The following is a 13,451-nucleotide window of genomic DNA, read 5'->3' on the forward strand; positions in this document are numbered from 1 at the left end:
TGTGAAGTTGCAAAAAACAGGCTGTGCTTTGGCGGGCTCAAAAAAAAGAACCCCCTGAGACCGTTAATCCCAGGGGGGTCTTATGATATTAGTCGACCGGGCTATGCCGCGCTTTTTTGCGTCTTACGTTCCGTGTCCTTGTCATAACAGGTGCGGCAGCACCTGAGGCAGCGGCCGGACTCCCGAAGTGCGGACTCTTCGTCCAATACCTGATCCACTTCGATGAAGGAATAAATTCTCTCTTGCACCGGAAGTTCCGGCATGGGCGCGCGGGGCGATTGGATAATGCCGGGCACGGTTTTGAAATCCGATTCGGGGATCAAGGGTTTTTTCAGGTCCTTGGGCGCGGCCTTGACTTCTTCGCCCATGACGAACTGATGGATGGACCTTGCCGCCTTGCGGCCTCCGCCGATGGCGGAGACGACCAGATCGGGGCCCGTGGCCGAGTCGCCGCCCACAAAGATGAACGGGATGTCGGTCTGCAGGGTGTCCTCGTTATGGTCCATGGTGTCCCAACGTGTGGTCTTAAGGTCGGCCAGGGCTTTTTCCGGATTATCCATAAAGGAGATGTCCGGGCGTTGGCCGATGGCGGACACGATCATGTCGGCGTCCAGGATGGTCTCGGAGCCTTCCACAGGGACAGGCCTGCGGCGGCCGGAAGCGTCGGGCTCGCCCAGTTCCATTTTCTGGTATTCCAGGCCGATGACCTTGCCGTTTTCATCGCCGACCACGCGGGTGGGCGCGGCCAGGAATACAAAATCGCAGCCTTCGTGCTCGGCGGCCACGATTTCCACTTCGTTGGCGGGCATTTCAGCCCGGGTGCGGCGATAGGCCAAGGTAACCTTGGAGCCCATGCGGATCAGGGTGCGGACGCAGTCAATGGCTGTATTTCCGCCGCCGACGATGATCGGGTTTTTGCCTATTTTCACCTCTTCGCCGTTAGCCACGCGAGCCAGAAAGTCGATGCCGGTGAAGCAGCCTTCCATGTCTTCGCCTTCGGCCCGGAGCTTCATGTCCTTCCATGCGCCGATGCCCATGAATACGGCGTCAAAGCCTTCTTCCATGAGATCGGACAGGTTGAAGTCAAAGCCGAAGCGGGCGTCGGTCTTGGCCTCGATGCCCAGGTCCAGGATGCCTTGAATTTCCCAATCCAAAATCTTTTTGGGCAGACGGTATTCGGGGATGCCGTAGCGGATCATGCCGCCCAGTTTGGGCATGGCCTCGTAAATGGTTACGGAATGCCCCAAGCGGGCCAGGAAAAACGCACAGGACAGGCCGGCGGGGCCGCCGCCGATGACCGCAACCTTCTTTTCCGTGGCCGGCGCCTTGGAAATGGGGAACCGTTTGCCGGAATGCAATTCGTAGTCCGCCACAAAGCGTTTAAGCTGGTTGATGGAGACCGGCTCGTCCTCCACACCCCGGCGGCATTTGTCTTCGCAGGGATGAGGGCAAACCCGGCCGCAGGAAAGGAGCAGGGGGTTTCTTTCCCGAATGGTGTTGACCGCGCCTTCGTAATCCCCCTTTTTGATCTGCTCGATGTACAAAGGGATGTTGATCTGAGCCGGACAGATCTGTTGGCAGGGCGCCAGAGCGTCGTCCGTTTCATTCATGGCCAACAGCCTCTGGGACATGGTCATGACTTCCAGAACGCCCTTGGGGCAAGCCCTTTCGCACGCGCCGCAGCCCACGCAGTTGTCCGCGTTCACCACCGGATATCCGTTGGGACCAATGGAAATTGCGTCGAACAGGCAGGCCTTTACGCAGTCGCCCAAACCCAAACAGCCCACCGAGCAGAAACGCTTGCCTTCATACAAGCGGGTCAAAGCCGCGCAAGTGGGCACGCCCTGATAGATGAATTTGTCCTCGGCCCTGTCGCCGCCTTTGCAGGGGTTGTAGGACAGAATCGGCTCCGCGCCTCCCACATCCATTCCCATGACTTCGGCAACGCCCTGGGCGGATTCCATGCCTCCCACGATGCAGACGCTGGCCGGGGCTTTTCCCGCCACCACAGCCACCGCCGCCGCGTTGCAGCCTGCATAGCCGCAACCGCCGCAGTTAGCCCCCGCCATGCGATCTTCCACTTCCGCAATGCGAGGATCCTCGTAAACATAAAAAACCCGGGACGCTACACTCAGCAAGATTGCGCAGGCCCCGCCCAAGCCTAACATGAACAAAAATGCGCCTATCATGGTGTCTCCAAAAAAATATAAACGTTAACGATATGTTAATACCGGCGCCTACAAAACCGCCCCTCCCGTACCACAAAGTAGGAACGGGATCAAGGAAAACCGCCTATTGTTCCACGCCAAAGGCCCTCAATATAAAAGGCAGGGCCACAAAGGTGCCAATCATGCTGCCTACGTTGGACAGTACGGTCACCAGCAAAATCCGCGTAACCTTGTTTTTCCAGAAACCTCGAAACGTTACAATGTCCGACGAAAGGCTCTCCAGATCTTTCACCTGGGGCTTTCGCAAATACGCCTCGGTGAGCCCCGAAACCCAGCCTGCCGCTATCATGGGATTGAGGGAGGTCAGGGGCGCCGCCGCCATGGCGGCCAGGATGGTCAAGGGATGGCCCAAAGCCAGCAACGCCCCCAGGCCGGCGAAAAACGCGTTGACGCCCACCCACCAGCCGACCATTTCCACGCCCACGGCTCCGCCGCGGCTGAGAAATCCATATGCTATCAAGGCTATGATTGCCGCGGGGATTCCCCATTTAAAAACCTTGCCCAGCTTGCCCTTGGGAGGCAGGCTTTCCAGCTCTTCTATGTCGATTTGCTCGTCAAAATGCTTTTTGATGCCCGGCACATGCCCGGCGCCCACCACGGCCACGACCTTGTCGCCCGGAGCGTGGTTTATGGTGTGGACCATATAGAGGTCCCGTTCGTCGATGAGCACGGTCCGCACCTGGGGCAGCATCTCCCCCAGCTCCTCCAGGACCATTTCCAGGGCGTCCTTGTCCTTCAAGGCTTCCACGTCCTCTTCCGTGATCTTGTCCGCCTCGTCCATGGCGCCCATGACGTCCAAAAGCAGAGAGAACTTGGCCTTCAGGCCCATAAGCCGCCAGCACCGGGCCAGGGTCGTGCGAATGTCCCGGTCTATGGGATGGACCGAGGCCTCGATGGCCGCAGCCTCCTGGATGGCGGTCATCATCTCCTGGCCAGCCTGGATTTCCAGCTTGTCGGCGATCTTTTTTTGAAACGAGGAAAGAAGGAGATGGGAAAGGAGCATGTACGCCCTTTTCTCCTTGATGACGGACACGATGTCCATTTCCTTCCAGCGGTCGGGATTGTTGATGGCTTCCAGGCGGGAGGGGCAAAGCTCCACGCACACCGTGTCAGGCTTTTCCCGTTGAATGACCTGGGCGACCAGGTCGGCGCTCGCCTTGGACACATGGGCCGTGCCCAGGATAACTATTTCCTTGCCGTCCAGTTGAAAGCGGTGAATGTCTTTATCATCGGGATAGCCTGCGCCGTTGTTTTCCGATACTGCTTCTTCCATGTAAAAAAATCCGTTCCTTGCTTCAGGGAATAGGCAAGAACACCTTTTCCCGGTAATAGCGCAATTCGTTTATGGACTCCATGATATCCGCCAGGGCCGTGTGTTCGTGCGTTTTCACAAAAGGCGCCATGTCAGGATACCAGCGTTTGAAAAGCTCCTTGATGGTGCTTACATCCACCATGCGATGGAGGAGGAAATCCTCCAAAAGGGGCATATACTTTACCATAAACCGGCGATCCTGCCACACGGAATTTCCCGCAAGGGGGCATTCCTTTTCCGCGCAATATTCTTTGATGAAGTCCAGGGTGAGCTTTTCGGCCTGGGCCGTGTCCACGTCCGAGGCCTTCACCCGGTCCAAAAGCCCGGATGCGGTGTGCTGATCCAGGCTCCATGGGTCGATGTTTTCAAGAACGTGGGGAGGGTGGAAAATAGCGAGCTCCGGTCCTTCGGCCACAAGATTCAAGTCCCCGTCCGTGATCAACGTGGCGATCTCCACAATCACTGAATTGTCCGGATTCAACCCGGTCATCTCCATGTCAATCCATACCATCCTGGAGTCCATCGCACCCCCGTTTTTATTATAGATTAATGTGGGTTTGAGGCAATTTAGGGGACTGTACTAAGATAATCCGTGAACGTCAAGGCGCAGGCGCCGGGAGAGAGTGCAGCTTAAAGAAAACAGAAATCTTAAGGAGCAATTTACCTCAGCGCTCTGATTACCTTAACTCCGCCTTCGAGATTGCCCTTAAAATGCTGTCGGATGAACCTGCGAACAAAGACAAGGGCTCCAAGCAGAAGAAGCAGTATTTCTCACGCCTATCCATTAGGCGGGAAAAACCTGATGCAGAACCAACCGACCTACCCTTAGGCCGGAGGCATATGTATTTAATTCAGGATATTTCGAAGGTTGGATGGTTCTGCACATAATGCTCTTTATGGAAAATCCATGCATTCCACTTTATCGAAATTCATTATACAAGGAGAATGCCTGTGCGCAGGTTCATCCAACACAATAGGCTATCAGCCGTTCCCGAAAGCTAAGGCCTTAACAATCTTATTTCCACCACGGAAGGCGACGAGACGCGGAAAGAAACGCTTTCGGGAGTTGAATTCTGTTGTGCCATGCTATTAATCCATTTAATGTTCTACAGATAATCCCATCAAGAGTGCTCATAAGGGCCAAGAAAGCGTATCCCATTAAAATGAATCAAGTGCGATGGAGCATCTGCAACCCACACTTCAGTTTCCCACGCTATTTCAGAAAGATACTTTCCCATTATGGTCCTATTAGGAAAGGCCGTCACATATACCAGCCCGACGGTTGACCCTGAAAAAAGTTCGGCGAGCTCTGCGTGCCGCTTGCCGTCTACTGGGCCATGGCTCGTCACAGCTTCAACAAGCAGCAGCCAATTTCTCTTTCCATAATATAAAACGACATCAGGCATTTTCCCATGGGAGTCAACAATCACACCGAGTTTAGTCAAAAGGGCTTTGTCAAAGTACCCCCATTTTTCTCCAGTATCTCCTGCGTAAACTAACTCGCTTCCTGGAGCAAAGCGCTCAGCAAAATCCTCAATAATATCACGAATTAGTTCACTGTGTTCCCCTGGGCTTATTGTAATCTCCTTACAAGGCGCAATCTTAACGGGAATTCGATTTTGCTCTCGCTCCTTCGCATACTGAACAATCAGCGTTTCTCGCCCAGATAGATAGAGGTTCAATGCGTTACTCCATCCCCGTGTTCTAAATAGTCGTATTAATTCCAAAACTTTTGGTTCTATCTGATAGACTGCCTTTGGGCTGTTAACAGGGCGATCGGGTTTGTCTGGGTTGTAAAGAGCGAGTCCGGCTATACAGAACTGATGCATAGATTGTCGCCGAAACGTTTCACGGGTATTTGGCGCATATACTTTGCCGTAATGGTCACGAACCCAATTCATTATGGGCGTTATTCCCATAAGCGGACAATCTGCATCCGACCATTTCTTGTTGGGCGTGAGATTCAATAAAGCGAGCAAACAAAGTGCAGACCTCTCATTTTGCTGCGCTTTTGGGAGGCCTAGTGCAGTGATGATCTGAATTGCCGCAAAAATTTTGCTCTCACTTTTTTTCATTTGCTGATTATTCCCATTTTTGAGTCAATCATAGCCTGAGTAAGCTCCGTATGTTTATTGGCCCATTTCCCGAGGTCTATCAATGCCTTACGGCTTGGATAGCTCATTCGTTTCAAGTCCGTTGCATTGACTTGTGTATGGCCATTAAATCGGCGAAAATATTCATCAACCTCAGTCATATTGAGGAAAACAGCCAAGCCTCTTGCCAACTCAGATGGTAAGCCGGACTTATTTTGATGAAATACGTTTAAATGATTTTCAAAGCCTAACATGGGCACACCAGGAAAGAAAGTGGGATCAACTACGCTGGCAACAATCCTGCGTTTTTCTTCCTTGGCCGTGAAACGGCGAACCACGCAGTAAAACCCGTTTGGGTAAAGCCATTTTTCTGTTTCTGCATTTCGGATAATTGCATTTGACTTCTTAATATCTTCAATAGGCCAATTAATTCCATTGGTATTAAAATGGGCAGGGTAAAGCAGAGGCACAGTTCCAGGCTCTGGCATCTTCTTCAAAAAACCTTTTAACCGGAAGTCAACCACAGGCCCTGTGGACACCTGAACGCCTATGTCACAGATATTATTTCCTTGTGCTTGAAAGTTTTCAATAGTGTTTACCTGGGGCGAAGTAGGAACATGTATAAATTGTTCAGAATCATTGGAATGAACAATCCTGTTGAAGGGATACTCGTGGACCTCAATATTATCAAAGGAATCATCCGTTGATGTTGAAATGATCACAGGCCCTTGATAGCCGCCACGCTCCAAATGGATAATAATATTTTCCTGGAGGACCTTTTCATCTTTAAATGCTTTGCTGCGCGATTCAAATAAATGAATGCGCCGAATAACAGAATTCTCTATTAAAAATTTTCTAAACGGACGATAATATGGCCCATTGCAAAAGCTACGAGGAATAATCGCCACTATGTGCCCTCCGTGCTCAACAAGAGCAACAGTGAGAGCTACGAAAGCTGAATATAAATTGACCGTTTCAATGCCAATGCGTCGCAGGGCCAAACGATGGCCGGAATTGCTATTAATTTTTTTGTACGGTGGATTTATGATTGCATGTGTGTATCTATCAATATGTTCTGCAAATAAATCCCCGGCGAGTGATTCAACCGCAATCGAAATAAAATCAGCTTCTCGAATACTAAAATGAAAGTTGTTTTCATCTTGATATTTATTTAATGCCTGGGACAAGTATGGATGTAACTCAGAATCAATTTCAAAAGCGTCTAACTTAACATTGTCGAAGTTAAGGCCACCAGCCCTCCACCTTTTCAGAAATGCTTCGGAAAGTGCACCTACTCCAGCTCCAGCATCAAGCAGTCTACAATTGCCCCTGGAATTAGGAAAAAGATGAGCCATGAAAGCCGCAATGTTCTCCGGTGTAAAATACTGACCAAATAGAGATTTTTTCTTTGCTGGGGTGTGCCTTGATACTATTAGCCGATTTTTTTCTGCTGTCGATAACATTTCTTAATCCCCATATTTTCTTCTAATCATATCAAAAGGGACAGAAAAAAGCCATCACTGCATAAAATCGTAGATAGCCTCTGATATTGCACATTTCACATCATTACCCATGGATCATTATGAATAGACACCATAACCGTGGTCAGCTTATTGGACATAGCATATCCGGCCTGGAATAAAACGAGGAATAGCCTACGAATAGGCGATACGGAAGGAGGTAAACTCTTCGTCCGCGGGTTCGTCCTGGATGACGACGTCATCCACCCGGCCGAAGGAAGGGCCGATCCAGCACCAGTCAAGGACCGCCCTGACGGCCTTGGGATCTCCCTGGAAGACCGCTTCCACGGAGCCGTCCGGCATATTCCTGACCCAGCCGTTCACGCCGTGGAGGTTGGCGGTCTCTTGGGTATGGTAACGAAAGCTGACGCCCTGGACAACGCCGGTGATTCTGGCTCGCACGCATTTTATATCCGCCATGGCAGCCCTCCGTGAATAGTGGTTTTGGGAATTTATATAAAAGCATGAAAATAACTGGATTTCAACAAGTTCCATATACCTTCCCACGCGAGGCATTGGAAAGAGACGGAATGGGCGAAGCATAGGAACGAAAAAAACCTGGATTCCACTTGCCCCTCGGGGCCGCAGGCCGCTATGGGATTCCACTCGCCTCACAGGCCGCCCTTATTGGACTTCGTCCCCCGGCATTGCATGCCGCGGCTGGCCGGATAACGAAGCCGTATAGGTTGAATTTCAAGCGTAGCGGCGGGGCTTGCCCTGCCCGGAGCGCACTTTGCGCGTTCCAAAGGCGCCCACAGGGGGGCGCAACTACATTGCGTTTTTACTCTTCAACGGTTGAATTCGAAGCGTAGCGGCAGGGCTTGCTCTGCCCAAGGCGAGCTTTGCGCGTTTCTAAGGCGCCCACAGGGGGGCGCAACTACATTGTATTATAGAGGCGCCAAGCCTTTTTTCGTTGGGTTTCGCAAGCTCTACCCAACCCACATTTTTGCAATAAAGACTGTAGGTTGGGTAGAGATATTGGCGACCTGCATCAAGACCGGTGCAGGGCATCTTGCAGAGAACCATCCGAAGCCGGGCCGTTGATATCGAAACCCAACAATAATGGTCCATCAAAAAACAGGGAGTCAACAGTCTCCATACGCCCGCCGGACATCCTCGAATTCTTCTATCTTTCCCGGCCGCACCTTTTGGCGCCGTGCAACCCGGCGCCGGAGCTGCTGTGCCTGGGCCACCCGAAAAAATCGGATTTGAACAAGGCATGCGCCGCCATCCCTTTAATCGTGGATGACGCCCATTTTGACCGGAATCCACCAGGTAAGGCCGAAGGCCAGGGTTTTCAGGGCGGAGATTCCCTTTTCAAGGCCGGCGCGTTCGCCCACCTTCATGCCGATGGGAATTTCCAAGGGATGGATAACCAGGAAAATCAAAGCCAGGACGATCCAAAGGCTTTTGAATGCGCCGCCCGCGCCCAGCAGCAGTCCTAAAACAAAAATAATCCAACCAAAAGCAGTCACAGCCATACTGACATACCAGAATAACGGATTTTTAGACATTTCCCCTCCAGTGTGAAATTAAATAAACTCCATATCGTGCAAAAAGCCGTACCACGCCTGGCCCCGGAGCTTGCCGTTGAAGACCATCCAATGCCCGCCCGTCATGAAGGTGCAGCGAATTCCTTGCCATTTTCGGCAGAGGGCTTCCACGTATTCAAAGGGGCAAATCCTGTCCCCCTTGGAAGCGATGACCAGGATGCGGTCCCGGGGTATTTTCGGCGTGAGGTGTAAGGGAGAGTGAAACTCCCACACTTTGTTTACCTTCTCCTTCATGGATTTGTCCATAGCAAAGGGCATGGAAACCGTGTCCGGGCCGATGGGCTTGGAAAAATTCACGGCCGGCACCATCATGGCTGCAAAGGAATGCATGTCGCTCAGGCAAGAGAACAACGAGGCGGTGTAGCCTCCCATGCTGGCGCCGATAAGCCCCAATTCCCCGGCGTCCATTTTCTTCAGCAAAAGCAAGGCGCTGGCCAAGTCAAACATGATCTGCCCCATGAACTCAGCTGTCATGGGCACGTTGTCCGGCTGCAGGGCGATGTTGGCCGCCCCCGGGCCGGAAGGCGCCCGCTCCCAATGAAAGGGAGCGATTAACAATGCCACGTCCAGGCCCATGTTATAGAGTTTTTTGACCTTGAACATCCTTTCCGCCTGATCCGGCTCGCCCAGCATGAATCCGTGGAGGCAGACCACGGTCTTGCGGCCGGGCTCTCCGTGGGTCCAGCGCAGCATATGGGCCGTGCGGTTTTCCAGGTAGGAGGCGTATTCCTCGCGGAGGAGCGGATTTTTCGCCTCAAACCCGCTTTCCCAGGTGATGTGCTCCCGTTGGCCGTCCAAAAACGGGTCCCGGTTTACGGAGGGATATTCGGGCGGCGCCTCCGGCAGATCGAAGAACGAGGCCGGATCGTCCGCGTATCCCTGGTCCAGGTAGAATTCCACCTGGGCCATGTAGGAGTCCTTGTCCACAACCTTTGATTTGGCGAAGGGCTTCAGTATTTTGGGCAGCATCAAAAAGACGCCGTCCACGCAGCCGCCGGCGAAGTCCAGCGGTTTGGATAGTTTGTTTAGCATGGTTTTTTCCTGATTAATTCCTGAACACCCTCAGGCGGTTTTTTTCCAAGGCCAGGCAAACCTCCCCCTCTTCCTCCAGGACCTGCAGGTGCGTGTACACCTCGGATATGGCCAAATACATTTCCATGGGAAAGCGGAGGTTCAGTTCAATATTGGGAAAGAGCCTCCGGGCGATGGTGAACACGGATTCGTCCCTTGGGCGGATCGAAGACAATACCCTTTTTTGCCTGGCCGTAAAAGCCTTCCGGTACATGTCGATCACGGATGCCAGGTCGCGGATTCTCTTGCCGTGACCGGTGTGAAGCACGGCCGGATCCAGGGCCTCGATGCGGTCAATGGAGTCGTAAAACTCCATCTGGCTTTTCCGCTCGGGCAGGCCGGGCCAATCCTCCAGCATAGGCAGGGCGTTGGGCGTAATGTGCTCCAGGACGTGATCGCCGGAAAACACCACGCCGTCCTTTTCCAGGTACAGGCAGACCGATCCCCGGGTATGGCCGGGAGTGCGCACCACCGTGGCTTCGTGCCGGCCCATGTCCAGCTTTTGCCCGTCTTCCATAATTGCGTCCACGGGGCAGTTGTCGGCCATGCGGGCGAACACGTAGTTCAGGGCGATCATCAGGGGCGGAAAAATTTTCGGCACGCCCATGGTCTTCAAAAAATAGGTCATGCTGGAATTGGGAACCGTGCTGCCTTGTTCCACGCCGCGGATGTCCTCCTCCGCGGCCACCAGTTCGATGTCGTACCGCGAGGCCTCCTTGATTTTCTTGGCCCCGCCGTAATGATCCAGATGCCCGTGGGTGACCACAATGCGGTCGATATCCGAAAAACTGAGCCCCAGTTCGCCCATGGCGGCGCCCAGGAGGCCCACGGTTTTGGAGGTTCCCGTATCCAGCAGGGTGACGGTGTCGCCCACAAACACATAGGCGTTGACCGGTCCCGGCTGCTTTCCCGGCAGAGGCAAAGAGATTCTATGCACGCCAGGCATGATTTCCCGGCTGAGTCGAGGCATTGTCATGAGGATTCGCCCACGCTTTTGTCGAACCGATGATAGCCCATGGACACCAGTTTATACCAGATTTCCGGACACAGGCGCTTGAGGGTCCAGACCAGTTTGCCGTCCCAGGGCGTGACCACGTAGAGCTTGTTCTTTTTCAGGGCTTTCATGGCGGCCTTGGCCACCTTTTCCGCCGTGGTCCGGGACGTGCTGAAAAATTTCTCCGCCATGTCCCGCTGCCGGTCGTCCGTGGAGTTGAACTGATCCATTAAGTTGGTTTTAAAAAAGGTGGGGCAAACAACCGTAACGCCGATGTTTTTGGTGGAAAGCTCGCTCCGAAGGGTTTCGGACAGGGCGATGACCGCCGCCTTGGTCACGTTGTAACTGGCCATCTCGGGCAGGCAGGCTATGCCTGCGTTGGAAGCCATGTTGATGATGTGCCCTTTGCCCTGCTTTTCCATCAAGGGAATAAAGGCGCGGCACCCGTGGATCACGCTTTTCAGGTTCAGGCCGATGATCCAGTCCCATTTGTCCATGGGAATCTTTTCCATGAATCCGGCCGCGCCCACGCCCGCGTTGTTCACCACAACATCCACGCCGCCCCATTCCTTTTCAAGCAAAGCGGCGGCGTCTTCAAGCTGCGCGGCGTCCGTGACGTCGCACAGGATTTTAAGGCCCTGGCCGCCCTTTTGGGCGACCAGGTCCACAGTTTCGTCAGCGCGTTCTTCGTTGATGTCAGCCACGCCGATTTTCCAATTTTCCTTGGCGAACTCCAAGGCCAGAGCTCTGCCGAATCCACTTCCCGCGCCGGTGATGATCACCCGCTTGCCAGGAAATTTCCTCATATCCCCCTCCAGTTTTTTTTATCAGCCGCCGAAGCAGGAGTCTGCTATCTCCAATGCGGCCGGGTTGGTTATGGTGATGGAATCCATCTTGCCCATGGTCACGGGGAGCATGTTGAAAATAAAGAACTCCGCCGTTTTGACCTGTCCTTCGTAATATTCCTTTTCCACGGCTTTTTTCTGCTTTTCGATTTTCGGGGCGGAAATGACCGCACGCCACAGAAGCATCCAGGCCATGATCACGTCGCCCATGGCTTCCAGGAAATGGGTGGAATGGGCGAAGGCGGCCTTAAATTGCGGGCTGACCGCGGTTTTGCCCAAATGCATGGCGGTTTCGCCCAGGCGGTTGCACGCGGCTTCCACTTTGGCGGCCATGTCTTCCAGGCCGGGAACGGCCTTGGCTTGGGCCACGGTTTTGGCGACTTCACCCATGAATGACATGAAGATGGCGCCCTTGTCCATGCCCAATTTGCGGCCGATGAGGTCCATGGCCTGGATGCCGTTGGTGCCTTCGTAAATGCTGCCGATCTTGGCGTCCCGTAGGATCTGCTCCATGGGATACTCACTGATGTAGCCGTAGCCGCCGTATACCTGTATGCCGGTGGAGGCCAGTTCAAAGCCCTTGTCCGTGCAATAGGCTTTGATGACGGGCGTGTAAAGCTGAATGAGCTTGTTGAAACGGTCGGCTTCTTCCGGGCTTTCGGCCAGTTCTTCTTTGTCGAACAGGTCGGCCACGTAATAGATGAAGCTGCGCATGCCGTCGGTGTAGGCTTTCATGGTTAGCAGGTTGCGCCGTACGTCCGGATGGTTGATGATGGCCACCGGCTTGGCGTCCTTGTTGGCGCTGTCCTCCAGGGCCCGGCCCTGGATTCTTTCCTTGGCGTAGTTGCAGGCGTACATGTAGGCCACGGAGGCGGCGGAAAAGCCCTGGAAGCCCACGTTCAAACGGGCTTCGTTCATCATGAGGAACATGACTTTCATGCCCTTGTTTTCCTCGCCAAGCAGGTAGCCGCGGCACTGGCCCTTGCCGCCGAAGGCCAGGGAGCAGGTGGCGCTGGCGTGGATGCCCATTTTCTCTTCAATGCCCGTGCAGACCACGTCGTTGGGTTCGCCCAGGGAGCCGTCGTCGTTCACCCAGATTTTAGGCACAATGAAAATGGAGATGCCGGCGGTTCCTGCGGGAGCGCCTTCAATCCTGGCCAGGACCGGATGGATGATGTTTTCGGTCAGGTCGTGCTCGCCGTAGGTGATGAAAATCTTGTTGCCGGTGATGGAATATGTGCCGTCGTCGTTTTTCTTGGCCGTGGTGGAAAGGTTGCCCACATCGGAGCCGGCTTCGGCTTCGGTCAGAACCATGGTTCCGCCCCATTTCGCCGAATACAGGTTCTTTAAATACAGTTCCTTTTGCTTTTCCGTGCCAAAGAGTTCGATCATCTTGCCGGTGCCGTGGCCCATGGTCACGTAGCCCAGGCACACGCCGCAAGCGCCCATGAGGTATTCGATGATGGGCTGCATGATCAGGGTGGGAAGGCCCTGTCCGCCCAGTTCGGGATCTTCGGTCACGGATCCCCAGCCGTCTTCGGCCAAAATCTTAAACGGCTTGTGAAATACTTCCGGCACAAAAACCTGATTGTTTTCAAAACGCAGGCCGGTCTTGTCCGCTTCCGAGTTGATGGGCAGAAGCTCTTTCAAGGCCAGGTTCCTGGCTTCGGTAATGATGAGGTCGAGCGACTTTTTGTCCAGGTCCGAGTATTCCTTGTGCTTGTTAATCTTATCGGCTTCCAGTTGCTCGTACAAAACAAATTCTATGTCTCTGCGGTCGGCAATTACTTGTGCCATGGATAATACCTCGCTTGCTAGGTTAATAAATACTGGGG

Annotated in this window: 11 protein-coding genes; all 11 read right to left on the bottom strand. The window is 53.5% G+C overall.

Annotated elements, in window-relative coordinates:
* Nucleotides 1-101: 101 nt before the first annotated feature.
* The gene (locus G491_RS0104960; protein WP_028313794.1) at nucleotides 102-2,189 is read right to left on the bottom strand and encodes an FAD-dependent oxidoreductase; all 2,088 of its coding nucleotides are present in this window, start codon (nucleotides 2,187-2,189) and stop codon (nucleotides 102-104) included.
* A 103-nt stretch (nucleotides 2,190-2,292) separates the two neighbouring features.
* Nucleotides 2,293-3,501, bottom strand: coding sequence for a TraB/GumN family protein (locus tag G491_RS0104965; protein ID WP_028313795.1), 1,209 nt, complete (start codon nucleotides 3,499-3,501; stop codon nucleotides 2,293-2,295).
* Nucleotides 3,502-3,523: 22 nt separating this feature from the next.
* Nucleotides 3,524-4,063, bottom strand: a complete 540-nt coding sequence (orn, locus tag G491_RS0104970; protein ID WP_136360544.1) for an oligoribonuclease — start codon at nucleotides 4,061-4,063, stop codon at nucleotides 3,524-3,526.
* Between the two features lie 598 nt (nucleotides 4,064-4,661).
* Nucleotides 4,662-5,615, bottom strand: a complete 954-nt coding sequence (locus tag G491_RS0104975) for a BsuBI/PstI family type II restriction endonuclease (protein WP_028313796.1) — start codon at nucleotides 5,613-5,615, stop codon at nucleotides 4,662-4,664.
* A complete protein-coding gene (locus tag G491_RS0104980; protein ID WP_028313797.1) occupies nucleotides 5,612-7,096 on the bottom strand; it encodes an Eco57I restriction-modification methylase domain-containing protein in 1,485 nt (494 codons plus the stop codon). The genes G491_RS0104975 and G491_RS0104980 overlap by 4 nt, the downstream gene beginning before the upstream one ends.
* A gap of 192 nt (nucleotides 7,097-7,288) precedes the next feature.
* Nucleotides 7,289-7,573: an acylphosphatase gene (locus G491_RS0104985; protein WP_028313798.1), complete on the bottom strand. Its 285-nt coding sequence runs from the start codon at nucleotides 7,571-7,573 to the stop codon at nucleotides 7,289-7,291.
* Nucleotides 7,574-8,388: 815 nt separating this feature from the next.
* On the bottom strand, nucleotides 8,389-8,667 hold the full coding sequence (locus G491_RS0104995) for a hypothetical protein (protein WP_157467985.1): 279 nt from the start codon (nucleotides 8,665-8,667) through the stop codon (nucleotides 8,389-8,391).
* A gap of 18 nt (nucleotides 8,668-8,685) precedes the next feature.
* Complete coding sequence (locus tag G491_RS0105000) at nucleotides 8,686-9,738, bottom strand: alpha/beta hydrolase family protein (protein ID WP_028313800.1); 1,053 nt, start codon at nucleotides 9,736-9,738, stop codon at nucleotides 8,686-8,688.
* Between the two features lie 13 nt (nucleotides 9,739-9,751).
* A complete protein-coding gene (locus tag G491_RS0105005; RefSeq protein ID WP_028313801.1) occupies nucleotides 9,752-10,753 on the bottom strand; it encodes an MBL fold metallo-hydrolase in 1,002 nt (333 codons plus the stop codon).
* Complete coding sequence (locus tag G491_RS0105010) at nucleotides 10,750-11,577, bottom strand: SDR family oxidoreductase (RefSeq protein WP_028313802.1); 828 nt, start codon at nucleotides 11,575-11,577, stop codon at nucleotides 10,750-10,752. Before G491_RS0105010 ends, G491_RS0105005 begins: the two co-directional genes overlap by 4 nt.
* Nucleotides 11,578-11,598: 21 nt before the next feature.
* The gene (locus tag G491_RS0105015) at nucleotides 11,599-13,413 is read right to left on the bottom strand and encodes an acyl-CoA dehydrogenase (protein WP_028313803.1); all 1,815 of its coding nucleotides are present in this window, start codon (nucleotides 13,411-13,413) and stop codon (nucleotides 11,599-11,601) included.
* Nucleotides 13,414-13,451: the final 38 nt, after the last annotated feature.

This window comes from Desulfatibacillum aliphaticivorans DSM 15576 (genome assembly GCF_000429905.1).
Taxonomy (GTDB): domain Bacteria; phylum Desulfobacterota; class Desulfobacteria; order Desulfobacterales; family Desulfatibacillaceae; genus Desulfatibacillum; species Desulfatibacillum aliphaticivorans.